The organism is Polymorphospora sp. NPDC050346 (genome assembly GCF_040655695.1).
GTDB lineage: Bacteria > Actinomycetota > Actinomycetes > Mycobacteriales > Micromonosporaceae > Polymorphospora > Polymorphospora lycopeni.
Window position 1 is genome coordinate 356,884 of record NZ_JBFAKM010000002.1, and the last position, 26,927, is coordinate 383,810.

Below are 26,927 nucleotides of genomic sequence, written 5' to 3' on the forward strand. Positions count from 1 at the left end.
AATCGGGGCGCCCACCGTACGGTGGGCGCCCCGATCCGCGTGCGTCGACGCCGGGACTCAGAAGCCCGGGCCGTGCTGGTGGCCGTGTCCGTGGCCGTGCGAGTGGCCGTGGCCGCCCGCGGCCGGCTCCGGCTCGGCCGGCTTCTCCACGACCAGGCTCTCCGTGGTGAGCAGCAGCGCGGCGATCGAGGCGGCGTTGGCGACCGCGTTGCGGGTCACCTTCACCGGGTCGATGATGCCGGCCTTGGCCAGGTCGACGTACTCGCCGCTGGCGGCGTTGAGGCCGGTGCCCCAGCCGCTCTCGGCGACCTTCTGCACGACGACGTAGCCGTCGAAGCCGGCGTTCTGGGCGATCCAGCGCAGCGGCTCGACCAGCGCCTTGCGGACGATGCTGACACCGACCTTCTCGTCGCCGGTGAGGCCGAGGTCGCCGTCGAGCACCGAGGTGATCTGCGCCAGCGCGGCGCCACCACCGGGTACGGTGCCCTCCTCGACGGCGGCGCGGGTGGCGGCGATCGCGTCTTCGATGCGGTGCTTGCGCTCCTTCATCTCGACCTCGGTGGCCGCGCCGGCCTTGATGACCGCGATGCCGCCGGACAGCTTCGCCAGCCGCTCGGACAGCTTCTCCTTGTCCCAGTCGGAGTCGGAGGCCTCGATCTCCTTGCGGATCTGGGCGACCCGGTCGGCGACCTCGTTCGGCCGTCCGCCACCGTCGACGACGGTGGTGTTGTCCTTGTCGACCACGACCCGCCGGGCGGTGCCCAGCGACTCCAGGCCGACCGCGTCGAGCTTGTAGCCGAGCTCGGGCGCGACCAGTTCGGCACCGGTGAGGATCGACATGTCCTGGAGCATCGCCTTGCGGCGGTCGCCGAACCCGGGTGCCTTCACCGCGGTGACCTTGACGGTCTTGCGGATCGAGTTGACCACCAGGGTCGACAGCGCCTGGCCGTCGACGTCCTCGGCGATGATCAGCAGCGGCTTGCTGGTCTGGAGGACCTTCTCCAGCAGCGGCAGCAGCTCCTCGATCGCGGAGATCTTCTGCGTGGTGATCAGGATGTACGGGTCGTCGAGCACCGCCTCCTGCGCCTCGGAGTCGGTGACGAAGTGCGGCGAGATGAAGCCCTTGTCGAACTGCAGGCCCTCGGTGACCTCCAGCTCGGTGGCCAGGGTGGAGCCTTCCTCGACGGTGATGACACCGTCGCGGCCGACCTTCTCCATCGCCTCGGCGATCAGGTCGCCGATCGTGGCGTCCTGCGCCGAGATGGTCGCCACGTGGGCGATCGCGGCCCGGCTGTCGACCTCGACGGCCTTCTCGAGCAGCGCCGCGGAGATCTTCTCGACCGCGGCCTCGATGCCCCGCTTGAGGCCGGAGGGGTTGGCGCCGGCCGCCACGTTGCGCAGGCCCTCGCGCACCATCGCCTGGGCGAGCACGGTCGCGGTGGTGGTCCCGTCACCGGCGACGTCGTTGGTCTTCGTCGCCACCTCCTTGACGAGCTGCGCGCCGAGGTTCTCGTACGGGTTGGTGAGCTCGATCTCCTTGGCGATGGTGACACCGTCGTTGGTGATCGTGGGAGCGCCGAATTTCTTGTCCAGGACGACGTTGCGCCCGCGCGGACCGAGGGTGACCCGGACCGTGTCCGCGAGGGTGTTGACACCGTGTTCGAGCAGGTGTCGGGCGTCGTCCGAGAAGCTCAGGATCTTCGCCATCTATGTTCCTCTCGAAGCGACGCAGCCCCGGCCCGGCGAGCCGGTCCGGGGCTGCGTCACGGATCAGTTGGTTACTTCTCGATGACCGCGAGGACGTCGCGGGCGGAGAGCACCAGGTACTCCTCGCCGGCGTACTTGATCTCGGTGCCGCCGTACTTCGAGTAGACGACGGTGTCACCGACCTGGACGTCAACCGGGATCCGGTTGCCCTTCTCGTCGATGCGGCCGGGGCCGACGGCGAGGACGGTGCCCTCCTGCGGCTTTTCCTTGGCGGTGTCGGGGATCACGAGGCCGGAAGCGGTGGTGGTCTCAGCCTCGTTCGCCTGGACCAGGATCCGGTCCTCGAGCGGCTTGATCGCAACCTTGGTCGCGGTAGTCACGGGCATACCCTCCTGGGGTATCTGGTTTCGTAGCCGGTCGATCGCCCAACCGGCGTCAATCTGCCTCATGCCACCGGGCGGTCCGTCGTCGCGGGTGCCGGTCCGCCTGGCGTTGTCCAGCCACCGGCCGGGGCCGGATCGCTGGCACACTCTTGTCGAGAGTGCTAATCGCAGATTAGGCCGCCGCTAGCACTCCGTCAAGGAGAGTGCCAACCCGACCCGCCGGATGACGTAGTCGGCACCGGCGCCGACCGGCCCGACACAATGGGCCGGTGGAACTCGCCGTGCTCGACGCCCTGCGTACCCCGGCCGGGGAGACCGCACTCGCCGCGGCCGCCGGACTGCCCGGCGGCGACCCGCTGGCCGCGGCCGCCGCGCTGCGGACCCGGGGCGTACCCGCCGACCTCGCCGCCGCCGCGCTCACCCAGACCGACCTGCGGCGGCGGGCCGCCGCCAAGTTCGGCCCGGTCGCCGCCGGGATGTTCTTCACCCGGGCCGGCCTGGAGCAGGCCACCCGCGCCGTGGTCGCCGACCGGCGGGCCGCGCGACTGGCCGCCGCCGGCGTACGGACCCTGGCCGACCTCGGGTGCGGCCTCGGCGCCGACGCGATCGCCGCCGCCCGGGCCGGCATCCGGGTGTACGGCGTCGAGGCCGACCCGCTGACCGCGGCGATGGCCGCCACGAACGCGGTGGCCGCCGGCGTGGCCGACCGGTTCACCGTCACGTGCGGCGACGCCACCCGGTTCGACGTGTCGACCGTCGACGCCGTGTTCTGCGACCCGGCCCGCCGCTCCGGCACCGGCCGGCGGGTCTTCGACCCGACCGCCTACTCCCCGCCGTGGGACTTCGTCGTCGAACTGACCCGCCGGGTCCCGGCAACCGTGGTCAAGGTCGCCCCCGGCGTCGACCACGCGCTCGTACCCGAGGGCGCCGAGGCCGAGTGGGTCAGCGTCGACCGTGAGGTGGTCGAGGCGGCGTTCTGGTGTGGACCGCTCGCGGCGACGCCACGCCGGGCCACCCTGCTGCGCACCGCTCCGGCCGGCGCGTCCCCGGCTCCCGCCGTGACCGAACTCACCGGGCCGGGCGACCTCGCCGCGCCGGTCGGTGCCCCGCGCGGCCACCTCCACGACCCGGACGGCGCCGTGGTACGCGCCCACCTGGTGGCCGAGTTCGCCGCCACCGTGGACGGTGTGCTCGCCGACCCGTCGATCGCGTACGTCTACACCGACCAGGGCCGGGTCACGCCGTACGGCCGCTGCTTCGAGATCACCGACGTGCTGCCGTTCTCGCTCAAGAGACTGCGGGCGCTGCTGCGTGACCGGGGCGTCGGGCGGGTCGAGATCCTCAAGCGGGGCTCGGCCCTCGACCCGGAACGGCTGCGCCGTGACCTGCGCCTCGCCGGCCCGGCGGCGACCTCGCTCGTGCTGACCCGGGTCGCCGGCGCACCGACCGTCGTCCTGTGCCGGCCGGTCGCCTGAGCCGGCCGTCCACAGTGGGGTGAAGCCGGCCCTCGGGCGTCGCGCTGCCGATCGGCCGGGGCGGCGGTAGGGTCGCGACCATGGCGGGCAAGGGCACCCCGGCGACGGCACTGCTGGCCAGACGGAAGGTGCCGTTCACCGCGCACCCCTACCGGGTCGATCCGGCCGCGCCGTCGTACGGCCTGGCCGCCGCCGCGGCGCTCGGGGTGGCGCCGGAGCGGGTGTTCAAGACCCTGGTGGCCACTGTGGACGGCCGACTCACCGTCGGCGTGGTGCCGGTGACCGGTTCGCTGGACCTCAAGGCGCTGGCGGCCGCGGCCGGCGGCAAGCGGGGCGTGATGGCCGAGCCGGCGGCCGCCGAGCGCGCGACCGGCTACGTCACCGGCGGCATCTCCCCGCTCGGCCAGCGGACCCGGCTACCGATCGTGTTGGACGTCTCGGCGCCGCGGTGGTCGACGGTGTTCGTCTCCGGCGGCCGGCGAGGCCTGCAGATCGAGATCGCCCCGGGTGACCTGATCAGCCTGACCGACGCGACCCTCGCCGCCATCGCAACCGCCTGACCAGGACCGCGACCGCCGAATTCGGTGACGTTGCTGAATTGTTATCGCCGACAACAAACTCGCCACCTCGGCGCTCTTGTGTGACCCACGCCGCACCTAATACGTTGCCGGACACAACAAAACATTATGACCGGTTTCGCACCCCCGGTCCGAACCCACCCTGCCCCTCGTCCGGGGCTCACTCTCCGAAAGGACCCGTGCAATGCGCAGAGGGATCCTCTCCCTGACCGCCGTGGGCCTGCTGACCGTCGGCGGGGTCGCCGCGTGCGGCGACGGCGAAGACACCGGCCCCGGCGGCGCGACGCCGAAGATCGGCGTGATCCTGCCGGACAGCGCCTCCTCGGCCCGCTGGGAGACCGCGGACCGCAAGTTCCTGGCAGCGGCGTTCGACGCGGCCGGAATCGCGCACGACATCCAGAACGCCCAGGGCGACAAGGCCGCCTTCCAGACCATCGCCGACCAGATGATCACCAACGGCGCGACCGTGCTGATGATCGTCAACCTGGACTCCGGGACCGGCAAGGCGGTGCTGGACAAGGCGAAGTCGCAGGGCGTCGCGACGATCGACTACGACCGGCTGACCCTGGGCGGCTCCGCGCAGTACTACGTGAGCTTCGACAACGAGGTGGTCGGCAAGCAGCAGGGCGAGGGCCTGGTGAAGTGCCTCGCCGACAAGGGCGCCCAGAACCCGGTGGTGGCCGAACTCAACGGCTCCCCCACCGACAACAACGCGACCCTGTTCAAGAACGGCTACGACTCGGTCCTCGACCCCAAGTACGCCTCGAAGGAATACACCAAGGGCCCGGACCAGTCCGTCCCGGAGTGGAACAACACCCAGGCCGGCACGATCTTCGAACAGATGCTGACCTCGACCGGCGGCAAGATCGACGGCGTGCTCGCCGCCAACGACGGCCTCGGCAACGCGGTCATCTCGGTGCTGAAGAAGAACAACCTCAACGGCAAGGTCCCGGTCACCGGCCAGGACGCCACCGTGCAGGGGCTCCAGAACATCCTCGCCGGCGACCAGTGCATGACCGTCTACAAGGCGATCAAGCAGGAGGCGGACGCCGCCGCCGAACTGGCCATCGCGCTGGCCAAGGGCGAGACCAGCAACGTCGAGACGACGGTCAAGGACCCGGAGAGCGGCCGGGACGTCCCGTCGGTGCTGCTCACCCCGAAGGCGATCTTCAAGGAGAACGTCAAGGACGTCGTCGACGACGGCTACGTCACCCAGGCCGAACTGTGCGCCGGCGAGTTCGCCGCCCGGTGCGCCGAGGTCGGCATCAGCTAGTCCCCGCCAAGGTCGTCAGGCCGCCGCCCGGCGGCCACCGGCGGGCGTACCCACGCCCGCCGGTGCCGGGCGGCGGCCTGCCGGACACCGCCCGACCGGACACTTCAGAAGGAGACCATCCGTGTCCGCGACACCCCTGTTGGAGCTACGCGGGATCGACAAGAGCTTCGGTCCCGTACAGGTCCTGCGCGACGTCGCCTTCGCCGTCCAGCCCGGCGAGGTGACCGCCCTCGTCGGCGACAACGGCGCCGGCAAGTCCACCCTCGTCAAGTGCATCAGCGGCATCCATCCCACCGACGCGGGCGAGTTCTTCTTCGAGGGCGCGCCGGTCAGCATCAACAGCCCCCGGGACGCCGCCGGCCTGGGCATCGAGGTCGTCTACCAGGACCTCGCGCTCTGCGACAACCTCGACATCGTGCAGAACATGTTCCTCGGCCGGGAGAAGCGCAGCGGGCTGGTGCTCGACGAGGCGACCATGGAGCAGATGGCCGCCGACACGCTCGCCGGGCTGTCGGTGCGTACGGTCCAGTCCCTGCGCCAGCACGTCTCCAGCCTGTCCGGCGGGCAGCGGCAGACGGTGGCGATCGCCAAGGCCGTGCTGTGGAACAGCAAGCTGGTCATCCTCGACGAGCCGACCGCCGCGCTCGGCGTCGCGCAGACCGCGCAGGTGCTCGAACTGGTCCGCCGGCTCGCCGACAACGGCCTGGCCGTCGTGCTCATCTCGCACAACATGAACGACGTCTTCGCCGTCTCCGACCGCATCGCGGCGCTCTATCTCGGGCAGATGGTCGCCCAGGTACGGACCACCGACGTGACACACGCCCAGGTGGTCGAACTCATCACGGCCGGTCGCACGGAGAGCACCGCCGACCTCGGCAAGACCACCAGCACGGGAGCGGACCGATGACCACCACGACGGCTGCGGTGCAGAAGGAGTCGGCACCGGCGCCGGCTCCGACCCTCGGCGACCACGTCCGGGGCTACCTGGCCCGGGTACGCGGCGGCGACATCGGGGCGCTGCCGGCCGTACTCGGTCTGGTCGTGCTCTGCGTGGTCTTCTCGATCATGCGCCCCTCGTTCCTGTCGGCCGGCAACTTCGCCAACCTGTTCACCCAGGGCGCCGCGGTCACCCTGATCGCGATGGGGCTGGTCTTCGTCCTGCTGCTCGGCGAGATCGACCTGTCCGCCGGCTTCGCCAGCGGGGTCTGCGCCGCCGTGCTCGCGGTGCTCGTCACCGAGCAGGGCCTGCCCTGGTACGTGGCACTGCTCGCGGCCCTCGGCACCGGGGTGCTGATCGGCCTGGTGCTCGGGCTCCTGGTCGCCAAGATCGGCATTCCGTCGTTCGTGGTGACGCTGGCCGGCTTCCTGGCGTTCCAGGGCATCGTGCTGTTGCTGATCAAGGGCGGCAACAACGTGTCGGTGCGCGACAGCGTCCTCGTGGCGATCGCCAACCGGAACATGCCGCCGGTGCTCGGCTGGGTGCTGGCCGGCGTCGCGGTCGCCGGCTACGCCGCCGTGCAGTTGCTGCGGCACCGCAACCGGGCGGCCCGGGGACTCGTCACCGACCCGCTCGCCGTGGTCGCCGCCCGGATCGGCGGGCTGGCACTGATCCTCGGCGTCGCCGTCTACATCCTCAACCAGGAACGCAGCCGGGTGCTGGTCACCTCGCTCAAGGGCGTGCCGATCGTGGTGCCGATCATCGCCGTACTCCTGATCGTCTGGACTTTCGTGCTCCAGCGCACCGCGTACGGCCGGCACATCTACGCTGTCGGCGGCAACAAGGAGGCGGCCCGGCGGGCCGGCATCAACGTCGACCGGATCCGGATCTCGGTCTTCGTCATCTGCTCCGCGATGGCGGCGATCGGTGGAATCGTGGCGGCGAGCCGGGCCAACTCGGTCGACGCCAACACCGGCGGCAGCGACGTCCTGCTCTACGCGGTCGGGGCCGCGGTCATCGGCGGCACCAGCCTCTTCGGCGGCAAGGGCCGGGTGCTCGACGCGGTGCTCGGCGGGGCCGTGGTCGCCGTGATCAACAATGGGATGGGTCTGATGGGATACAGCTCGGGGGTCAAATACGTGGTCACCGGTTCGGTACTGCTGCTGGCCGCTGGCGTCGACGCGCTGTCCCGACGTCGGGCCACCGCCACCGGCAACCGCTGACCGCCGCCACCGTGGAGTTACCGAGACGATGCGTGTAGGACCGAGCCAGGAGGAGATCCGCCGGCAGAACCTCGGTGCCCTGTTGCGCTACGTGCACATCCACGGGGCCACCTCGCGGGCCGAACTCACCACCGCGCTCGGTCTCAACCGCAGCACCATCGGGGCGCTCACCGCCGACCTCGCCGGTGCCGGCCTGGTCAGCGAGGGGGCACCGCGGGAAACCGGCCGGGCCGGGCGGCCGTCACCGGTCGTCCGGCCAGAGTCCGAACGCGTCTTCGCCTACGCGTACAGCATCGAGGTGGACCGGCTGCGGGCCGCCCGGGTCGGGCTCGGCGGCGCGGTACTCGACCGGCGCGAGACGGCCCGCCCGTACGGGGTAGCCGCCGCCGAGACCGCGCCGCTGCTCGCCGCCTTCGTCAAGGAGATGCAGCAGTCGGTCCCGGCCGGTTCGACGTACGTCGGCGCCGGCGTCGCGGTCTGCGGACTGGAGATGCGGGAGGAGGGCCCGGTCCACGTCAAGCCGGAGACCGGCTTCGTCGACCGGTCGCTCGGCGCGGCGCTCGACGCGCACCTCGACCCGGAGCGGCCGATCCTGGTCGGCAACGCCGCCGACGTCTCGGCGCTGGCCGAGCACGCCCGGGGCGCCGCGGTCGGCTGCGACGACCTCATCTACCTGCACCGTGACGTGGGCGTCGACGCCGGGATCATCGTGCGTGGCCGGCGGCTGACCGGCCACGGCGGCCTCGGCGGCGAGGTCGGCCACATGGTGGTGCAGCCCGGCGGGCGGGAGTGCGGGTGCGGCTCCCGGGGCTGCTGGGAAACCGTCATCGGCGAATACGCCCTGCTGGACGGCGCCGCGGGCGGCGGTGGCACCGGGCGTCGGGCAGCGCTGTCGATCGTCGACGCGGCGGCCCGTGGCGACGCCAGCGCCAAGGCGGCCGTACGGGAGGTCGGCGACTGGCTCGGGTTCGGGGTGGCGAACCTGGTCAACATCTTCAACCCCGGAATGGTGATCTTCGGCGGTACGCTGCGCGACGTCTACCTCGCCTCGGCCGCCCGGGTCCGCAGCCGGCTCAACTCGATGGCGCTACCCGCGTCGCGGGAGCAGGTCAAGCTGCGTACCCCGCAACTCGGCGAGGACGCCGCCCTGATCGGCGCCGCCGAACTGGCCTTCGAACACCTGCTCGCGGCCCCCCTGGACGCCACCCCCTGACCCCGCCCCCGGGACTGGCGCACGGCCCCGGGCTGGCGCCGCTGGCGCCGCGTTGATCAAGGAGTTGTTGCGCGACAATTCGCACGAAGCGGGCATGCTTCCTCCTTGATCAACGCGGCACCGGCTCGGCGCGGGCGGCGGCACGGGCTCGGCACTCAGCGCGGCACCGGCTCGGCGGGGGTGCCCGGGGCGGCGGGGTGTGCGGGCTGGTCGGGGGTGGGGGGCTGGTCGGTGGGTGGGCGGTTCATCTGACGCCAGGTCGGGCTGACGAACGGCAGCACGGTCACCGCCAGGTAGGCGCCACCGAAGAGCATCAGTGCCGCGTTCAGGCCGAAGCCCTGCACCGCCCAGCCGGCGAGCAGGCTGCCCAGCGGCATGCCGCCCCACCCGATGGCCTGCCCGAGGCCGAGGACCCGGGCCCGCAGGTGTTCCGGAACCCGTTCGTACGACACCGCGCCGAGGATCGGGTTGACCGCCGAGATCGACACGCCGGCCACGAACGACACGACGTACACGATCCAGAGCGAGTCGGCCACGGACAGGATCGCGAACCGCGGTGCCCCGGCGATCAGGAACCCGACGGCGAACACGGCGAACCGCGGCACTCTCGGCGCCACGGCGGTGAAGACCACGTTGCCGAGCACCGCGCCGACCGCGAAGACGCCGGACAGCACCCCGAGCGCGACCGGCGAGCCGATCACGTCGCTGGCCCAGAACGGCGCCAGCACCGTCCCGTACGCGGCGTCGGCGAGGTTGGTGACGAACAGCAGCAGCGTGATGCCGAGCATGAGCCGGTCCCGGCGCAGGAACGCCAGCCCGGCCCGCAGCGCCGGCAGGTACGCCTCCCGGTCGGTGACCGCGGCCACCACCCGCCGTACGCCGGGCACCAGGGCCGCGACGATCACGCCGGCCAGCAGGAACGTGGCGGCGTCGATGGCCAGTACGGTCGACGCGTCCAGGGTCGCGATGAGCACGCTGGCCAGCGGGGCGCCGAGCAGGGTGGCGAGGCGGCCGAGCCCGTCGTGCAGGCTGGTGGCCCGGGTCATCTCCATCCCGGATGCGGCGACGGTCTCCGGGAAGACGACCCGTTTCGCGGTGTCGCCGAGCCCGCGCAGGAACCCGACGACGCCGATCAGCGTGATCAGTACACCGAAGTGCAGCTGGCCGCCGGCGTGCAGGACGGGTACGGCGATCAGCGCGGCGGCGCTGCCGAGGTCGGCGGCGACGCTGACCCGGCGGTGGCCGAGCCGGTCGAGCAGCGGTCCGCCGAGCCCGCAGGCGAGCACGTACGGCAGCATCTCGACGAACGCGACGATGCCGGTACGGGCGGCACTGCCGGTGGTGACGAGGGTGAACCAGGGCAGCGCGATCATGCTCATCCGGCTACCGACCAGCGAGACGACCTCGGCGGTGAGCAGCGCGATCAGGCCCTGCCGTTTCACGCTTCCGCCCGGCCCTCGGTCCGGAGGAACGGCATGAGCTGCAACTGGACGACGACCCGCTCGGTGCCGTCGGAGGCGGGGGCATCCGGCCGGGCTTCGCGGTAGCGGTCGAGCACCGCGGTCAACTCCTCCCCCAGCGCGCGGGTTTCCTCGGCGGTCAGTTGGAGGCGCCAGTCGCTGATGGTTCCGGTGTCGCGCCACGGCCCGGTGCGATCAGCGGATTCGTCGAGCCAGCGCTCGACCCGCCCGGCGTAGAGGGCGGCGACGGCCCGCAGGTAGGCGGCGCTCTCCTCGGGCATGTCCCGGTTGGCTTCGCCGTCGAAGCTGGTGAACCGGTGGGCGGCCCGCCACCAGCGTTCCCGGCCGACGCCGCGCCCGGTGTCCTCCACCACGAAGCCGTAGGTGGCGAGCTGGCGCAGGTGGTAGCTGGTGGAGCCGGTCGACTCGCCGAGAAGTTCGGCGAGCCGGGTGGCGGTGGCGGGTCCGTCCTCGCGCAGTGCGCTGAGGATGCGGACCCGCAGCGGGTGGGCGATCCCCCGCAGCGAACGCCCGTCGAGGACGAGCCTATCCTCTTCCAAAGACATGTTTGCAAACGTAGCCTTGCAAAGACTCCTTTGCAATATCGGAACGCCACCCCGCCACCCTGTTCCCCCTCTCCTCACCCACTGGAGCGTTGATCAAGGGGAAAGCGTGGCCGTTTTGTCGCTTCTCGGGGACGATTTCCCCTTGATCAACGCGCCCCGCGCGCGCCGCGCGCACCGCACGCCCGCACCCCGCGCCCGCGTCCCGCGCCCGCGCGCTGCTCGCGGGGCTGGGGCGCTACGGGCGGGTGCCGTGCCAGGAGCGCCAGAGGGCGGCGTACGACCCGTCGGCGGCGACCAGCTCGTCGTGCGATCCCAGCTCGGCGATCCGGCCGTCCTCCACCACCGCGACCCGGTCCGCGTCGTGCGCGGAGAAGAGCCGGTGCGCAATCGCGATCACCGTACGCCCCTCCAGCACCGCCGCCAGCGAGCGTTCGAGCTGCCGGGCCGCCCGCGGATCGATCAGGGACGTGGCCTCGTCGAGCACCAGCGTGTGCGGGTCGGCGAGGACCAGACGGGCCAGCGCCAACTGCTGCGCCTGCGCCGCCGACAGCGAATGTCCCTTCGCGCCGACGACCGTCGCAAGACCCTCCGGCAGCTCGTCGGCCCAGCCGAGCGCGTCGACCGCGGCCAGCGCGGCGCGTACCTGGTCCTCGGAGGCGTCGGGGCGGACCATGGCGACGTTGTCGCGCAGCGTGCCGATGAAGATGTGGTGCTCCTGGGTCACCAGGGCCACATGCGAACGCAGTTCCTCGATCGGCAGGCCGACGAGCGGCGCCCCGCCGACCGTGACCACGCCGGTCCGGGGACCGTGGATGCCGGCGAGCAGCCGCCCGAGGGTCGACTTGCCGGCCCCGGACGGGCCGACCATCGCCAGCCGCTCCCCCGGCTCGACCGCGAGCGAGACGCCGTGCAGGACGTCGCGCTCCGCCAGGTACGAGAACCGGACGTCCCGGGCGACGACCCGCTCGCCGTCCGGCTTGGCCGCCGACGCCGCCCGGTCGTCGGGCAGTTGCGCGACACCGAGCAACCGGGCCATCGAGGCACCGCCGACCTGCAGCTCGTCGAGCCAGGACAGCAACCGGTCCAGCGGGTCGATCAACTGCTGTACGTAGAGCGTGGCGGCGGTGACCTGGCCGAGCGTCACCCAGCCCTCGAGGTAGAACCAGCCGCCGAGGACCAGGGTGGCCACCACCGGAATGACGTAGCTGATCTCGGCAACCGGGAACCACACCGTACGCAGGAAGAGGGTGTACCGCTCGGCCGCGTACGACCGGCGGATGTCCGCGTCGGTGCGGACCCGGCGCCGGGCCGCCTGGCGCAGTGCCTCGGTGGTCCGCGAACCGTCGACGGTCTCCGCGATGCCGTCGGTGATGTCGGAGTAGGTGGCGCTCTCCCGCAGGTAGCCGGCCGGGGCCCGGCGCAGGTACCAGCGGGTTCCGGCGTACAGCAGCGGCACCGCGATGAGGCACGGCAGCGCCAGCAGCGGGCTGACCAGCACCAGTGCCAGCGCGACGAAGACGCAGGTGACCATCGCGATCAACGTCTCGGGCACGGCGAACCGAACCGTCTTCGACAGCGCCGAGACGTCGCGGGACGTCCGGGTCAGCAGGTCGCCCGAGCCAGCCTTCTCCACTGTAGACAAGGGGATGGCCAGGATCCGGTCGACGAACTCCTCCCGCAGTTCGGCGAGCACCCGCTCGCCGAGGCGCGCCGACGCCAGGTGCGCGAACCGCACCAGCACCGCCTGGGCCACCACGAACCCGCCGATCGCCAGCGCGATCCGGTCCACGGTGACCGTGGTCGTACCCTGCGAGATCGCCTCGACCAGGTCCCCGAGCAGCCGCGGCGCGACGAGCCCGGCGATCGCGGCGAGCGCGTGCAGGCCGAGCGCCCAGGCCAGGGCACGCGGGTGGCGGCGGAACAACACCCGGGCGTACGCCCGCGCCTGCGCCGCGTCGGCGACCGGCAGCGCCCGCCCGCTCACGGCGTCACCTCGCTGCGCTCGGCACCGCCGTGTCCTCCACCGAGCCTCATGGCTCGCTCGCTCCGCTCGCTCACAACGTCACCTCGCTGCGCTCGGCACCGCCGTGTCCTCCACTGAGCCCAATGGCTCGCTCGCTCCGCTCCCTCACAACGTCACCTCGCTGCGCTCGGCACCGCCGTGTCCTCCACTGAGCCCCATGGCTCCGCTCACTCACAACGTCACCTCGCTCGCTCACGCTTCCTCCCCGCGGGTGACGACGGCGGCGTACCGCGGCTCGGTGGCGACCAGCTCACGGTGGCCGCCCTCGGCGACGACCTTGCCGTCCTCGACGAAGAAGACCCGGTCGGCCCGGTCGAGGACCAGTGGGCTGGTCGTGCAGACCAGCGTCGTACGGCCGGCCCGGGCCGGCCCGAGCTGGCCGGCGATCCGCGCCTCGGTGTGCGCGTCGACGGCGCTGGTCGGCTCGACCAGGATCAGGATCTGCGGGTCGGCGACCAGGGCGCGGGCCAGCCGCAGCCGCTGCTGCTGGCCGCCGGAGAACTCCCGGCCCCGCTCGGCCACGACCGCGTCGACCCCATCCGGCAGCGCCGCCACGATGTCCGTCGCGCTCGCCGCGACCAGTGCGGCTTCGACCGTCTCGTCGTCGGCCCGGTCGTGCGGGTCCAGTTCGGCCCGGAGCCGGCCGGTGAACAGGGCGGCGTTGTTGTCGGCCACCAGGATCCGCTCCCGGACCGACGTCAGCGCCAGCTCCCGCAGGGGTACGCCGGCATAGCTCGCCTCGCTGTCGGTATAGCGGCCGAGCCGGTCGGCGATCGCCACCGCGTCGACGGGGTCGGCCGCTGCGAGCGCGGTGAACCGGCCGGGGGCGACCACGAGCCCGGATTCGGGGTCGACCAGTTCGGCATCGGATCGCGGCCACTCCCGGGGCCGGTCCGGGTCGGACAGCTCCGGGGTGAGCGTGAAGAGCCGGACGACCCGCTGCGCGCCGACGTGCCCACGGGTGATCTTCTCGATCGCCTCGGTCAGGGTCCGCAGCGGCGAGACCAGGAACGCCGTGTAGCCGTAGAAGGCGACGAGCTGTCCGGCGGTGATGTCGCCGCGGAGCGCGAACCGGGCGCCGAGCCAGGTCACCAGGACGACGAAGACGCCGGGCAGCAGGATCTGGGCCGCCTCCAGATAGGACTCGATGCCGGCCACCCGCATCCCCCGTTTACGCAGGTCCTGCGACTCGGTCCGGTAGCGCGCCGAGAAGACCGGTTCGCCGCCGACGCCACGCAGCACGCGGAGCCCGGCCACGATGTCGCCGGCGCGGGTGGTCAGGGTGCCCTGCTGGTCGCGGTATTCCTCCTGTTGGCGGTGCAGGGGGCGGATGAGCAGGCCGACGACCGCCATCAGCAGCGGTACGCCGATCAGGACGACGAGCCCCAGCGGGACCGAGGTGGCGAGCAGGATCACGGTGATCGTGGCGATCGCGACGACGGCGCCGGTGCCCCGGGCGGTGATGTCGAGTGCGGCACCGATGTGGCTGATGTCGGCGGTGCCGATGCTGACCACCTCGCCGGCGGCCAGCCGTTTGGGCAGGGTGGCACCGAGTTGGTTGGCCCGCTCGACGGTGAGCTGGATGGTGCGGTAGGAGGAGGCGAGGAAGTTGAAGACGGCCAACCGGTGTCGCCCGACACCGGCGGCGGCCTGGAGCACGCCGAGACCGAGCAGCACCAGCCCCCAGTGCAGCAGGCCGTCGGGGTCCCGGCCGGCGATTCCGACGTCGATGGCGCGGCCGATCACGGCCGGCATCAGTGCCTGGGCCACCATCCAGATGATGGCCAGTAGGACGGCGCCGGTCATCGACGGCCACGCGCGGCGAGCCAGCCAGATCAGGTAGTGGGTCGCGCTGCGGTGGTCGGGGGTGCCGGGATCACCGACGGGTAAGGGCCGCATAGCACCGCCGACGTTACGAGACTCACCCGTTGGTCACCAGCGGTTTTCCGGCCGATCGCGCCGGCATCGACCGGCGGCACCGACCCGCTCGTGGATCAGCGGTCGACCTGGGTGAAGTCCCATGTGTGGGGGGGCCGGGCCACCAGTGCCGGCGGCGGGTCGGGCAGCGCCATCGGGGCGCTGCGCCACTTCGAGATGACCACCACCCGGTGGTCGACCGACGAGAAGACCTCACTCGACAGGTGCAGCGGACTGTGGTCGAACTCCGGCAGCACCGTCTCACACACCCACGTGATGAGGTCGGCGAACCGGGCCGGCTCGGCCCGCGCCTCCCACATCCGCACGATCACGTGCGCGGACACTACACGCTCACCGTCGTCAACGGCATCGCGGAGTCGGCCGGCAGGTCCAACCGGCTCGGCGCGATCCCGGCCGCGACCAGGTGCGAGCCGAGCGCGGCCACCATCGCGCCGTTGTCGGTGCACAGCCGGGGCGGTGGCACCCGTACGGTGATCCCGTGCCGGGCGCAGCGCTGCTCGGCCAGCGCCCGCAGCCGCGAGTTTGCGGCGACCCCGCCCCCGATGACCAGCGTCTCGACCCCGTGCTGCCGGCAGGCGTCGATCGCCTTGGCGGTGAGCACGTCGCAGACCGCCTCCTGGAACGACGCCGCGACGTCGGCGACCGGGACCGGCTCGCCGGCCCGCTCCCTTGCCTCCACCCAGCGGGCGACCGCCGTCTTCAGCCCGGAGAACGAGAAGTCGAACCGGTGCGCGGCCAGGTCTTTCGGCGCGGTCAGGCCGCGCGGGAACGCGATCGCGGCGCCGTCCCCCTCCCGGGCGGCCCGGTCGATCGGCGGGCCGCCGGGGAACGGCAGCCCGAGCAGTCGGGCCACCTTGTCGAACGCCTCGCCGGCCGCGTCGTCGATCGTGGCCCCCAGCGGGGTCACCCCGGCGGTCAGGTCGTCGACCAGCAGCAGCGAGGAGTGCCCGCCGGAGACCAGCATCGCGATCGCCGGCTCGGGCAGGGGGCCGTGCTCCAGGGTGTCGACGGCGACGTGCGCGGCGAGGTGGTTCACCCCGTAGATCGGCTTCTCGGCGGCGACCGCGTAGCCCTTCGCGGCGGCGACCCCGACCAGCAGCGCACCGGCCAGTCCCGGCCCGGCGGTCACCGCGATGGCGTCGATGTCGGCGATCGTGACCCCGGCCTGGTCGAGCGCCCGCCGCATGGTCGGCACGATCGCCTCCAGGTGGGCGCGGCTGGCGACCTCGGGGACCACGCCGCCGAACCGGGCGTGCTGGTCGACGCTGGAGGCCAGCGCGTCGGCGAGCAGGGTGTGCCCGCGTACGATGCCCACCCCTGTCTCGTCGCAGGACGTCTCGATGCCGAGTACGAGTGGTTCGTCAGCCATTGCGCATCATCACCAGGGCGTCGGTGTTGCTCGGTTGGTAGTAGCCGCGCCGGATCCCGACCGGCTCGAAGTCGTACGCCGCGTAGAGCCGCTGCGCGGCGGCGTTGTCGACCGCGACCTCCAGCAGGGTACGTCGTACCTCGCGGCGGGCGGCCTCGGCCAGCAGCGCCTCCAGCAGTCGGCGGCCGACCCCGGACCGTTGGGCGTCGCGGCGTACGGCGATGTTCTGCACCCAGCTCTCGTCGGGCGGGATGACGGCCAGTCCGGCGTAACCGACCACGGTGCCGGCCGGGTCGAGTGCGACCAGGTAGTGGTGCGCGCCGGCGAGCTCGCTCCAGAACATGGCGGCCGACCACTGCTCGGCCCCGAACAGGTCCGCCTCGATCGGCAGCACCTCGTCGACGTGCCACCACCGCATCCGGGCCAGCCGGATGCGGCCCGGTGCACCGGAACCCGCCGGGTTCACCGCGCCACCTCGCCCCGCCCGGTCACGGCAGCACCGGCTTGCGGCCGGTGGCGGCCACCGCGTCCGGCCGGCGCAGGTAGAGCGGGGTCAACGGTTCGGACGGGGCCGCCGCGAGGACCCGCTCGGCGGCCAGTTCGGCGAGGGCGACCGGGTCGGGGTAGCGGGGCTCGGCGCGCAGCGGAAGGCCGAGTGCGTCGGCGTAGCGGTGCGCGCCGTCGCCGACGGCGGCGGTGGCACCGAGTTCGCCGGCCCGGCCGGCCACCTCGGCCGGAGTGTGCACGTCGGGGCCGGCGACCCGCTCGCCGGTGCCGGCGTAGACCGCCCAGTAGACCTCCCGGCGCCGGGCGTCGGTGGCCACCAGCACCGGTTCGCCGCCGGCCGCCGGCCGACCGACGCCGTCCAGCGAGCACACCCCGTAGGTCGGGATCCCGAGCACCTGGCCCATCGTGACGGCGGTGACGAGCCCGACCCGCAGCCCGGTGAACGGGCCGGGGCCGAGGCCGGCGACGACCGCGGCCAGGTCGGCCGGCCGGTCGCCGGACTCGGCGAACAGCGCGTCGACCTGGGGGGCGAGCAGTTCGCCGTGCGCCCGCGCGTCGACGGCGCGACGCGCTGCCACCGGGGCCACCCCGTCCGGCGTGATCCGCACGAGAGCGGCCGTGACCGCCGGGGTCGCCGAGTCCACCACGAGTACCAGCACGTTGTGCACCTTAATCGGCGCCGTGGTGCCGGCCCGGCACCGGCCGGCCCGGCGTACGCGACACGCCGTCCGGGCCCGCCCGTCCGGGGTGGCGACCTGCGTCAGCCGGCGGAGCGGTCCCACTCGACGCCGGGCAGCCCGGCGTCGGCGAGGGCCTTGTTGGTGGCGCTGAACGGCCGGCTGCCGAGGAAGCCCTTCGGGTTCATCGGGCTGGGGTGGCCGGCTTCGAGGACCACGTGGGCCGGGTTGGTGACCAGCGCCGCCTTCTTGCGGGCGTAGCCGCCCCACAGCAGGAAGACGACCCGGCTGTCCCGGGCGTTCAGCGCCCGGATCGTGGCGTCGGTGAACTCCTCCCAGCCCTTGTTCGCGTGCGAACCGGGCTTGGCCTCGCGGACGGTGAGGACCGCGTTGAGGAGCAGCACGCCGCGTTCGGCCCAGGCGGTCAGGTTGCCGTTGCGGGACACCGGGACACCGAGGTCCTCGTTCAGCTCCTTGAAGACGTTGCGCAGTGACGGCGGCACCGACACCCCGTCGCGGACGCTGAAGCTGAGCCCGTGGGCCTGGCCGGCCTTGTGGTAGGGGTCCTGGCCGAGAATCAGCACCCGGGTGTCCTCGGGCGTGCAGAGCCGGTAGGCGCTGAACAGGTCGTCGACCGGCGGGTAGACCGTCTGGGTCTGGTATTCCTCGGCGACGAAGGCACCGAGCGCGGCGGTGCGGTCGGCGTCGAGGTGCGGTGCCAGCAGCGTCTGCCAGGCTGGCGGGAGGAGCGCCGGGAGGTCGAGGGACATCAGCGGCCTTTCGTGGGTTCGGACGATGACCGAACCCTAGAACGGCGGTGCGACATATCCCAGTTTCGTCAGGCGGCCCGCCCAGTCGCCGCCGACCGGTACGAGTTCGACGACCCGGGTGTCGTCGTCGCGCCGGTCGATGCGGATCAGCAGGTGGCCGTCGCCGTGCTGCTCGACCATGCCCTCGCCCCACTCGACGACGGTCACCGAGTCGTCCATCGAGGCGTCGAGGTCGAGGTCGTCGATCTCGGCCCGGGGGTCCGACGTGGAGCCCAGCCGGTAGGCGTCGGCGTGCACCAGCGCCACCCGGCCGTCGCGGGCCGGGTCGGGCCGGTGCACCCGGGCGATGACGAACGTCGGCGAGGTGACGTCGCCGAGCACGCCGAGTCCGGTGCCGATGCCCTGGGTCAGCGCGGTCTTGCCGGCGCCCAGCGGCCCGGCCAGCACCAGCAGGTCTCCCGCGCGCAGGATCCCGGCGAGCCGGGCGCCGTACGCCCGGGTTTCCTCCACGGTGGACAGTTCGGTCATCGTTCGAGCTTCCCGAGAAAGTCGATCAGTACGGCGTTGACCTCGTCGGCGTGTTCGAGCATGACGACGTGGCCACTGTCAGCGATCTTGATGAATTCGGCGTCCGGCAGGCGGCGCAGGATCTCCTCGGAGTGCGCCACCGGAGTGATCATGTCCTTGTCACCGACGATGACCAGGGTCGGGGTCTCCCGTAGGGTGGCCAGCGCCGGATAGCGGGCATGGGTGTAGAGGGTACGCAGGTAGCGGGCGACCGTCTCGGCCGTGGTGCCCGAGTTCATCTTCTCCACGTACGACACCAGGGCCGGGCTCGGCCGGGTGGTGCCGAACCCGTAGCGGCGGGTCATCAGCCAGGCCAGGTCGGAGGCGGCGGTGCGGGCCCGGTCGATCACCCCGCCGGTGAGCCGGGTCGCGTTGTTGACCAGCGGCAGCAGCGGGCTGCCGAACCGGGAGATGATGGTCGGCAGGCCGAACTTCGCCTGCTCCACCAGACCGCCGGAGGTGGCGATCAGCACGGCGCCGACCACCCGCCGCTCGAACATCTGCGGGTAGAGCTCGGCCAGCGCCATGATCGTCATGCCGCCCATCGAGTGCCCCACGAGTACCAGCGGCCCCTCCGGCACCGTCTCGTCGATCACCGCCCGCAGCGTCTCCCCCAGCGCCGGCAGCTCGTACTCCCCCGATTCGAGCCGGCCCGAACGGCCGTGCCCGGGCTGGTCGTAGAAGACCATCCGGTAGTCGCCGCGCCGGGTCAGCTCCGAACGCTGGAAGTGGAAGGTGCCCATGTCGAGGCAGAAGCCGTGCACGAAGACGATGGTGGGCTCGGCCGGCCCGGCCGCCACCCCGGTGATGAATCCGGCGTCGATCTCGACCCCGTCGGCCGGCTCGACGATCTCCACGTGGATGTCGGTGCCGTCGGCGGTGGTGACGGTGCACGTCTCGTCGTACGGCAGGGCGCCGAACCGCTCCTCGGCGTAGATGTCGCCGACGCCCCGCTTGGACCGCCGGACGATGGCCCGTTCGGCGGCGATGCCGGCCGCGAGCCCGGCCGCCGCCACACCGACCACGGCGCCGAAGATGCCGGCCCGCCGCTTCGCCTTCGTCCGCCCGTTGTCGGCCGCCATCAGCGGGCCCCGTCGTAGACCCGGGGTACGCGTACGCCGCCGAACCGGGTCACGATCTCGTAGTTGATCGTGCCGGCCGCCTCGGCCCAGTCGTCGGCGGTCGGCTCGCCGCCGTCGCCCGGCCCGAACAGCGTCGCGACGTCGCCGGCCACCACCGGATCGTCGCCGCAGTCGAGCACCACCTGGTCCATGCAGACCCGGCCGGCGATGGTGCGGACCCGCCCGCCGAGCTGGATCGGGCCGGCGTTGGAGGCGTGCCGGGGAATCCCGTCGGCGTAACCGAGCGGTACGACCGCCAGCGTCGTCTCCTGGGCGGTGGTGTAGGTGTGGCCGTACGACACGCCCTGGCCGGCCGGCACCCGCTTGGCGAGCATCACCCGGGCCCGGGCCGTCATCGCCGGCCGCAGCCCGTAGCGCTCGCCGACGACCGGGGACAGCCCGTAGACGGCCAGACCGGGACGAACCAGGTCGAAGTGGGTGTCGGGCCGGGTCAGGGTGGCCGCCGAGTTGGCCAGATGCCGGTAGCGCGGCCGCACCCCCCACCGTTCGGCGAGCGCCAGCCCCTCGTGGAAGTTGGCGAGCTGCCGGTCGATCGTCGGGTGCCCGGGCGCGTCGGCGTACGCGAAATGGCTCCAGACCCCGACCACCTCGATGGTGCCGTCGGCCTGGGCCTTGGCGGCGGCCTCCAGCAGGACCGGCCAGTCGGCGGCGGTCGCCCCGCCGCGCGCCAGCCCGGTATCGACCTTGAGGTGGACGCGGGCCGGGTGGCCGGCCCGGCCGGCGGCGGTCAGCACCTCGTCGAGCTGGTCGACCGAGGCCGCGCTCAGGTCGACGTTCGCGGCCACCCCCTCGTGCAGGGGCAGCCCGGGTGCCAGCAGCCAGGCGAGCACCGGCGCGGTCACCCCGGCGCGACGCAGGGTAAGAGCCTCGTCGAGGGTGCACACCCCGAGCCAGTCGGCGCCCGCGTCCAGGGCCGCCCGGGCGGCCGGGAGCATCCCGTGCCCGTAGCCGTCCGCCTTGACGACCGCCATCAGCTCGGCGCTCGTGCCGGCCCGCAACCGGGCCACGTTCTCGCGGATCGCGTCAAGGTCGATCCGCACCTCGGCCTGCCACATGCTGTTCAGCCTACTGACCGCGGCCGACGCCCCGAGCCGGTCGCCACGACGTATCCGTCACCAGCGCTCGCGCCTCACCGCGCGGTGAGGCGGGCGACGACCGGGCGCAGGGCGTCGACGACGTCCGGGGCGGTGACCGGGCCGCGCCGGGCGGCCTCCCGGCCGGCCAGCCCGTGCAGGAAGGCGGCGGCCACGGCGGCCCGCTCCGGCGCCACCCCGGCGGCGAGCAGCGATCCGAGCAGGCCGGCGAGCACGTCACCGGTGCCGCCGGTGGCCAGCGCGGGGCTGCCGGTCGGGTTGACGTACGCCCGGCCGTCCGGCGTCGCGACCACCGTACGGTCGCCCTTGAGCAGGACGACCGCGTTCATCCAGGCGGCCAGGCGCAGCGCGGCGCCGGCCCGGTCGGAGCCGGCGGCCGTGCCGCAGAGCCGGGCGAACTCGCGGTCGTGCGGGGTGACCACCGTCGGCGCGGTGCGCTCGCGCAGCCGGCCGGCGTGGCTGCCGTCGACGAGCATGGTCAGCGCGTCGGCGTCGAGCACCGCCGGCACCGGCGCGGCGAGCACCGACCGCAGTTCGGCGGCGGCCGCCGCCCCGCCACCGAGGCCGGAACCGCAGACCCACGCCTGCACCCGGCCGGCGTCGGCGACCCGGCCGGTGGCGATCACCGACGGATGCTGGTGCAGCACCTCGGCCGCCGCGCCGCCCGCGTACCGGACCAGTCCGGTCGGACCGGCCAGCGCCCCACCGACGGACAGCACGGCGGCGCCCGGATAGGTGGTCGAGCCGGTGGCGACCCCGACCACGCCGCGGGTGTACTTCTCCGACTCGGGGCCGAGCGCCGGCCACCAGTCCGCGATGTCGTCCCACTCCGGCACCAGCAGGGCCGGGGTGCCCCGCAGCCGGTCGGTGAGCCCGATGTCGACCAGGTCGACCTCGCCGGCGTGTACGGCCGCCGGCCCGACGACCAGGGCCGGTTTGAGGCAGCCGAAGGTGACGGTGACGTCGGCGCGTACGGCTGCCCCGGGCACGTCGCCGGTGTCCACGGCGACCCCGCTGGGCACGTCGACCGCGACGACCGTGGGCCGGCCGCCCCCGGCGGACGCAAGCGTGTCGAGTTTCGCGACCAGGGCGGCGGCGTCCGGGCGCAGCCCGCCGGCGGCCCCGATGCCGACGATGCCGTCGACGACGAGGTCGGCCCGGTCGGGCAGGGTGGTGACGAGCCGGCCGCCGGCCGTACGCAGTGCCGCCAGCCCTCCACCGTGGATCCGGTCGGGGGCCAGCGCGAGTGCGGACACGGTCGCGCCCCGGCCGGCGAGGGTGGCACCGGCGTAGAGCGCGTCGCCGCCGTTGTTGCCGGCGCCGACGAGCAGCAGCACGCGGGCGCCGTAGACCCCGCCGCGTTCGGCGAGCAGCAGCGCGCAGCGGCGTGCGAGTCCGGCGGCGGCCCGCCGCATCAGGGTGTCCGCCGGCAGGCTGGCGATCAGTCCGTCCTCGGCGGCCCGTACGTCGGCCACCCGCCACGCCGTCCTCATCGCTCGGCCACCACCATCGCCGAGGCGATCCCACCGTCGTGGGACAGCGAGAGGTGCCAGTGGTTGACGCCGCGCTCGTCGGCCGCGGCGGCGACCGTGCCGGAGACGGTCAGCCAGGGCCGGCCGTCCGGGTCGGCGACGACCTCGCAGTCGTGCCAGTGCAACCCGGCCGGGGCGCCGAGCGCCTTCGCCACCGCCTCCTTGGCCGCGAACCGCGCGGCCAGGGACTCCGGCGAGCGCGGATTGCCGGCACCGGTGTGCCGCTCCGCCTCGGTGAAGAGCCGTTCGGCCAGCGGGGGTGTGCGCGCCAGCGCCCGGGCGAACCGCTCGACCAGGACCACGTCGATGCCGACAGCCACGATCACCCGATCACCCTAACGGGGCGCAGGCTATCCGCGCGGTCCGTGGTGGACAAGGGCTGTGGACAACCCGCGGGTACGCCGGTCGCCCGCGCTCCACAGGGCCCCCGGTACGCACCGGCGCGCGCCTAGCGTCGACGCCGACGAGGTCCGCGGGGACGACGGGGTCTGCGGGACGACGAGGTCCGCGGGGACGACGGGGTCTGCGGGACGACGAGGTCCGCGGGAACAACGAGGTCCGCGGAACGACGAGGTCCGCGGAACGACGAGGTCCGCGGGAACAACGAGGTCCGCGGAACGACGAGGTCCGGGGAGGATGCATGACCGACGGTTCCATCCGGGTGCGGATCGCCGCCCTGCGCCGGGCCGGCGGCGACCTCAGCGCCACGGCCCACCGGCTCGGTCAGGGGCTCGGCACGACTCCGGGACTGGTCGTCACCGCCCCGGGCTGGGCCACCGCCGCCGCCCTGGCGCAGGTCGAGGCGGCGGTCCACCGGTCGACGACGGTGCTGGGCGGCCGGGCGGCGGACACCGCCGACGCCCTGCGGCGGTCCGCCGACGGCTACGAGGCGGCCGACGACCGGGCGGCGCGACGCATGGCCGGCATCGGATGATCGGCTACGCGCAACTCTGGGCCGCCGACCCGACCGCGTGGCGGGCCGCCGGGACGGCCTGGCGCGGACTCGACGCCATGGTGCGGCGGCGGGCGGCCGAGGTGGCCCGAACCCGGTCGGCGCTGGCCGACAGCTGGGCCGGGCCGGCCGCCGGCACGGCCGGGACGCGGCTCGACACGCTGCGCGGCGCGGTCGAGGCCGCCGCGCCGGCCCTGGTCGAGATCGACCAGATCCTGGCCGAGTTCGCCGCCCTGCTGGTCCGGGCCAAGGCGCTGCTCGACGCCGCCGTACGCGGTGCCGCCATGAACCGGGTGCTGATCGACCGGCACGGCGGCGTGTCGCTCGATCCCGCCGTGCCGCAGGTCGACCCACGGGCCGGCGCGGCCGTGCTGCGGGTCGGTGCGCAGATCCGCGCCGCGCTGGAACTCGCCACGCGGGCCGACCGGGAGGCGGCCGGGCGGCTCACCGGCCTCGCCACCGCGGCGGTGACCGGCTGGACGACCGAGCCGCCCCCGGACCGCCCGGCGGGCGACGCCGATCCGGCCGCCGTACGCCGGTGGTGGGACGATCTCTCCCCGGCCCAGCGGCGCTGGCTCGTACGGCACGAGCCGGCGCTGGTCGGTGGCCTCGACGGGGTGCCGGTGGCGATGCGGGACCAGGCCAACCGGCTGCTCCTGCCGCAGTTGCGGGCCGACCTGCTCGCCCGCCGGGCCGAACTGCTGGCCACCTGGCCCCGGCTGCCCGGCAACCATCTGGAGGGCCTGCGGATCGCCGCGATTCTCGGCGGCCTGGACGCGATCGAGGCACGGCTCGCCGCCGAGAGCGGTCCACGGGCCTACCTGCTCGGCCTGGACCCGGCCGGTGACGGCCGGACCGTCGTGGCGCTCGGCGACCCCGACCGCGCCGACCATGTCGTCACCTACGTGCCGGGAATGACGTCCGACCTGCCGAGCGCCGACGGCGAGCTGGGCCGGGCCGAGCGGATCCTGGCCCGGGCCGCCGAACTCGCCCCGGACCAACCCGCGGCGGCCGTGTTGTGGCTCGACTACGACGCACCGGACTTCGTGCACGAGGCTCACCGCGCGTCGTACGCCCACGACGCCGGGCCGGCGCTGCACCGGTTCCAGGAGGGGCTGCGGGCCAGCCACGAGGGCGGTCCCGCCCACCAGACGGTGGTCGGGCACAGCTACGGCTCGCTGGTGGTCGGATCCGCCGCCCGCGACCACGGACTCGCCGCCGACGACCTGGTGCTCGTCGGTTCCCCCGGGGTCGGCGTGGATCACGCCCGCGACCTCGGGCTGCCGGCCGGGCGGGTGTGGGCGAGCACGGCCGGCAACGACGTGATCCGCTACGTCCCCTCGGTCGGCGCGCTCGCCGGCGACCTGGCGCTCGGTGTCGCGCTGCCGGGCATCGGGCCGGTGCTGGCGTTCAGCCGTCCCGGCGACGACCTGTGGTTCGGCCACGATCCGAGCGACCGCGATTTCGGCGCGCGGGTCTTCGCCAGCGACCCGAACGGGCACACCGGCTACTGGGACCACGACAACCGGGCGCTGGACGCCATGGCCCGCATCGCGCTCGGCGACGCGGGCCGGCTGCCGGCTACTCCACCGTGACCGACTTGGCCAGGTTGCGGGGCTGGTCGACGTCGTGCCCACGGGCGTCGGCGACCGCGCAGGCGAAGACCTGGAGCGGCACGCTGGTGACCAGTGGCGCGAGCAACGTCGGCGTACGCGGCACGTAGATCACGTGGTCGGCGAAGGGCAGGACCGCCTCGTCGCCCTCCTCGGCGATCACGATGGTGCGGGCGCCCCGGGCGCGTACCTCCTGGATGTTCGAGACGATCTTGTCGCGAAGCACGCTCCGGCCGGCCGGCGACGGGACCACGCAGATCACCGGGGTGCCCTGGTCGATCAGGGCGATCGGGCCGTGCTTCAGCTCACCGGCGGCGAACCCCTCGGCGTGCATGTACGCCAGTTCCTTGAGCTTCAGCGCGCCCTCCAGCGCGACCGGGTAGCCGACGTGCCGGCCGATGAACAGCACCGTGCCGGCGGTCGACAGTTCCCGGGCCAGCTGGCGTACCGGCTCCATGGCGGCGAGCACCGTACGCAGCTTGTTCGGCACCTCCTGGAGCTGGGCGACGACGGCGGCCACCTCGTCGGCGTACTTGACGCCACGCACCTGGGCCAGGTGGAGGCCGATCAGGTAGCAGGCCACGAGCTGGGTGAGGAACGCCTTGGTCGAGGCGACCGCGATCTCCGGCCCGCCGTGGGTGTAGAGCACCGCGTCGGACTCGCGCGGAATGGTGGAGCCGTTGGTGTTGCAGATCGCCAGCACCCGGGCCTTCTGCTCCTTGGCGTGCCGCAGCGCCATCAGGGTGTCCATCGTCTCGCCGGACTGCGAGATCGCCACCACCAGCGTCGACCGGTCGAGCACCGGGTCGCGGTAGCGGAACTCGCTGGCCAGCTCGACCTCGCAGGGGATGCGGGTCCAGTGCTCGATCGCGTACTTCGCCACCAGCCCGGAGTGGTAGGCGGTGCCGCAGGCGACGATGAAGACCTTGTCGACGTCGCGCAGGTCCTGGTCGCTGAGCCGGACCTCGTCGAGCATGATCTCGCCGGTCTCGGTGAGCCGGCCGAGCAGCGTGTCGGCGACCGCCTGCGGCTGCTCGGCGATCTCCTTGAGCATGAAGTAGTCGTAGCCGCCCTTCTCGGCAGCCGACGCGTCCCAGTCGATGTGGAAGTCCTTGCCGGTCGCCGGGTGGCCGTCGAAGTCGGTGATGTCGATGCTGTCCGCGGTGATCAGCACGACCTGGTCCTGGCCCAGCTCGACCGCTTCGCGGGTGTGCTCGATGAACGCCGACACGTCGCTGGCCAGGAAGTTCTCCCCCGCCCCACGACCGACGACCAGCGGCGAGTTGCGCCGCGCACCGACCACCGCGCCGGGAATGGCGGCGTCGGCGGCGAGCAGGGTGAAGGCCCCCTCCAGCCGGACGCAGACCTGCCGCATGGCGGCCGCGAGCAGTTGCGGCCCCTCCGGCGCCCCGCTGGCGCGCAGCTCGGCGAGCGCGCCGGCGAGCAGATGCGCGGCGCATTCGGTGTCGGTGTCGCTGGCGAACTCGACGCCCTCGGCCTCCAGCTCGTCCCGCAGCTTCGCGAAGTTTTCGATGATGCCGTTGTGGATGACGGCGACCCGGCCGTCGCGGGCCACGTGCGGGTGGGCGTTGCGGTCGGTCGGGCCGCCGTGGGTGGCCCACCGGGTGTGCCCGATGCCGGTGGTGCCGTCACCGATGCCGAGGACCGGCCCGGTGCCGTCCGGGTCGGCGATGCCCCGCTCGGCGAGCGCCTTCTCCAGGTTGGCCAGCTTGCCGGCCCGCTTCTCGGTCAGCAGTTCGCCCTCGCAGACAACCGCCACCCCGGCCGAGTCGTAGCCGCGGTATTCCAGCCGCCGCAGGCCGTCCAGCACGATGCTCAGCGCCGGACGGGCGCCGACGTACCCCACGATTCCACACATGGGCAGCAGCGTAGCGGAGAATCACTCACCATGGTTGCTCGAAAGTGAG

General features: G+C 73.2%; 25 protein-coding genes. 8 read left to right on the plus strand and 17 right to left on the minus strand.

All coding sequences use genetic code 11. The annotated features are described in order from the left end of the window. Positions 1-57 precede the first annotated feature (57 nt). Together groL and groES are read right to left on the minus strand one after the other, a co-directional pair. A complete protein-coding gene (gene groL, locus AB0I42_RS04140; protein WP_357534006.1) occupies positions 58-1,707 on the minus strand; it encodes a chaperonin GroEL in 1,650 nt (549 codons plus the stop codon). 71 nt (positions 1,708-1,778) lie between these two features. Continuing rightward, on the minus strand, positions 1,779-2,093 hold the full coding sequence (groES, locus tag AB0I42_RS04145) for a co-chaperone GroES (RefSeq protein ID WP_212822863.1): 315 nt from the start codon (positions 2,091-2,093) through the stop codon (positions 1,779-1,781). Positions 2,094-2,359: 266 nt separating this feature from the next. On the opposite strand from groES, the gene AB0I42_RS04150 reads away from it, so the two are divergent. From AB0I42_RS04150 to AB0I42_RS04175, 6 genes are all read left to right on the plus strand, one after another. Beyond that, positions 2,360-3,565, plus strand: coding sequence for a methyltransferase domain-containing protein (locus tag AB0I42_RS04150; protein WP_357534007.1), 1,206 nt, complete (start codon positions 2,360-2,362; stop codon positions 3,563-3,565). 80 nt (positions 3,566-3,645) lie between these two features. Next, complete coding sequence (gene ybaK, locus AB0I42_RS04155) at positions 3,646-4,125, plus strand: Cys-tRNA(Pro) deacylase (protein WP_357534009.1); 480 nt, start codon at positions 3,646-3,648, stop codon at positions 4,123-4,125. Between the two features lie 202 nt (positions 4,126-4,327). Further along, entirely contained in the window at positions 4,328-5,416 is a 1,089-nt protein-coding gene (locus tag AB0I42_RS04160) for a substrate-binding domain-containing protein (protein ID WP_357534011.1), read from the plus strand. A gap of 121 nt (positions 5,417-5,537) precedes the next feature. Continuing rightward, positions 5,538-6,323, plus strand: coding sequence for an ATP-binding cassette domain-containing protein (locus tag AB0I42_RS04165; RefSeq protein WP_357534013.1), 786 nt, complete (start codon positions 5,538-5,540; stop codon positions 6,321-6,323). Next, on the plus strand, positions 6,320-7,576 hold the full coding sequence (locus AB0I42_RS04170) for an ABC transporter permease (RefSeq protein WP_357534015.1): 1,257 nt from the start codon (positions 6,320-6,322) through the stop codon (positions 7,574-7,576). Before AB0I42_RS04165 ends, AB0I42_RS04170 begins: the two co-directional genes overlap by 4 nt. Before the next feature lie 28 nt (positions 7,577-7,604). Next, entirely contained in the window at positions 7,605-8,789 is a 1,185-nt protein-coding gene (locus tag AB0I42_RS04175; protein WP_357534016.1) for an ROK family protein, read from the plus strand. 155 nt (positions 8,790-8,944) lie between these two features. On the opposite strand, the gene AB0I42_RS04180 is transcribed toward AB0I42_RS04175, so the two are convergent. The 14 genes from AB0I42_RS04180 to AB0I42_RS04245 all read right to left on the minus strand — a co-directional run bounded on the left by AB0I42_RS04180 (position 8,945) and on the right by AB0I42_RS04245 (position 22,760). Next, a complete protein-coding gene (locus AB0I42_RS04180) occupies positions 8,945-10,231 on the minus strand; it encodes an MFS transporter (protein WP_357534018.1) in 1,287 nt (428 codons plus the stop codon). After that, positions 10,228-10,815 carry a winged helix-turn-helix domain-containing protein gene (locus AB0I42_RS04185; RefSeq protein ID WP_357534019.1) on the minus strand — a complete coding sequence of 196 codons (588 nt, stop codon included), beginning with the start codon at positions 10,813-10,815 and terminating at the stop codon, positions 10,228-10,230. Before AB0I42_RS04185 ends, AB0I42_RS04180 begins: the two co-directional genes overlap by 4 nt. Positions 10,816-11,050: 235 nt before the next feature. Continuing rightward, positions 11,051-12,799, minus strand: coding sequence for an ABC transporter ATP-binding protein (locus AB0I42_RS04190; RefSeq protein ID WP_357534021.1), 1,749 nt, complete (start codon positions 12,797-12,799; stop codon positions 11,051-11,053). 231 nt (positions 12,800-13,030) lie between these two features. Next, a complete protein-coding gene (locus tag AB0I42_RS04195; RefSeq protein ID WP_357534023.1) occupies positions 13,031-14,737 on the minus strand; it encodes an ABC transporter ATP-binding protein in 1,707 nt (568 codons plus the stop codon). Between the two features lie 95 nt (positions 14,738-14,832). Further along, positions 14,833-15,087: a hypothetical protein gene (locus AB0I42_RS04200; RefSeq protein ID WP_357534141.1), complete on the minus strand. Its 255-nt coding sequence runs from the start codon at positions 15,085-15,087 to the stop codon at positions 14,833-14,835. Between the two features lie 11 nt (positions 15,088-15,098). Then, positions 15,099-16,145 carry a tRNA (adenosine(37)-N6)-threonylcarbamoyltransferase complex transferase subunit TsaD gene (gene tsaD, locus AB0I42_RS04205; RefSeq protein WP_357534026.1) on the minus strand — a complete coding sequence of 349 codons (1,047 nt, stop codon included), beginning with the start codon at positions 16,143-16,145 and terminating at the stop codon, positions 15,099-15,101. After that, positions 16,138-16,563, minus strand: coding sequence for a ribosomal protein S18-alanine N-acetyltransferase (gene rimI, locus AB0I42_RS04210; protein ID WP_357534143.1), 426 nt, complete (start codon positions 16,561-16,563; stop codon positions 16,138-16,140). Before rimI ends, tsaD begins: the two co-directional genes overlap by 8 nt. 70 nt (positions 16,564-16,633) lie before the next feature. Further along, positions 16,634-17,311, minus strand: coding sequence for a tRNA (adenosine(37)-N6)-threonylcarbamoyltransferase complex dimerization subunit type 1 TsaB (gene tsaB / locus AB0I42_RS04215; RefSeq protein WP_357534027.1), 678 nt, complete (start codon positions 17,309-17,311; stop codon positions 16,634-16,636). 101 nt (positions 17,312-17,412) lie between these two features. Beyond that, the gene (locus AB0I42_RS04220) at positions 17,413-18,099 is read right to left on the minus strand and encodes a uracil-DNA glycosylase (protein ID WP_357534029.1); all 687 of its coding nucleotides are present in this window, start codon (positions 18,097-18,099) and stop codon (positions 17,413-17,415) included. Positions 18,100-18,135: 36 nt separating this feature from the next. After that, a complete protein-coding gene (tsaE, locus tag AB0I42_RS04225; protein WP_357534030.1) occupies positions 18,136-18,627 on the minus strand; it encodes a tRNA (adenosine(37)-N6)-threonylcarbamoyltransferase complex ATPase subunit type 1 TsaE in 492 nt (163 codons plus the stop codon). Further along, a complete protein-coding gene (locus tag AB0I42_RS04230) occupies positions 18,624-19,748 on the minus strand; it encodes an alpha/beta hydrolase (protein ID WP_357534032.1) in 1,125 nt (374 codons plus the stop codon). Before AB0I42_RS04230 ends, tsaE begins: the two co-directional genes overlap by 4 nt. Next, positions 19,748-20,863: an alanine racemase gene (gene alr / locus AB0I42_RS04235; RefSeq protein ID WP_357534034.1), complete on the minus strand. Its 1,116-nt coding sequence runs from the start codon at positions 20,861-20,863 to the stop codon at positions 19,748-19,750. The genes AB0I42_RS04230 and alr overlap by 1 nt, the downstream gene beginning before the upstream one ends. 74 nt (positions 20,864-20,937) lie before the next feature. Beyond that, positions 20,938-22,395 (minus strand): NAD(P)H-hydrate dehydratase, encoded by a 1,458-nt coding sequence (locus AB0I42_RS04240; RefSeq protein ID WP_357534036.1) that lies wholly within the window; start codon positions 22,393-22,395, stop codon positions 20,938-20,940. Beyond that, positions 22,392-22,760, minus strand: coding sequence for a holo-ACP synthase (locus AB0I42_RS04245; RefSeq protein ID WP_357534038.1), 369 nt, complete (start codon positions 22,758-22,760; stop codon positions 22,392-22,394). The genes AB0I42_RS04240 and AB0I42_RS04245 overlap by 4 nt, the downstream gene beginning before the upstream one ends. 314 nt (positions 22,761-23,074) lie before the next feature. On the opposite strand from AB0I42_RS04245, the gene AB0I42_RS04250 reads away from it, so the two are divergent. After that, entirely contained in the window at positions 23,075-23,368 is a 294-nt protein-coding gene (locus AB0I42_RS04250; RefSeq protein WP_357534040.1) for a type VII secretion target, read from the plus strand. After that, positions 23,365-24,981, plus strand: a complete 1,617-nt coding sequence (locus AB0I42_RS04255; protein WP_357534042.1) for an alpha/beta hydrolase — start codon at positions 23,365-23,367, stop codon at positions 24,979-24,981. The genes AB0I42_RS04250 and AB0I42_RS04255 overlap by 4 nt, the downstream gene beginning before the upstream one ends. Here the strand turns inward: AB0I42_RS04255 and glmS are convergent. Then, positions 24,968-26,878 (minus strand): glutamine--fructose-6-phosphate transaminase (isomerizing), encoded by a 1,911-nt coding sequence (gene glmS, locus AB0I42_RS04260; protein ID WP_357534044.1) that lies wholly within the window; start codon positions 26,876-26,878, stop codon positions 24,968-24,970. The two genes, AB0I42_RS04255 and glmS, sit on opposite strands and share 14 nt — an antisense overlap. Positions 26,879-26,927 lie beyond the last annotated feature (49 nt).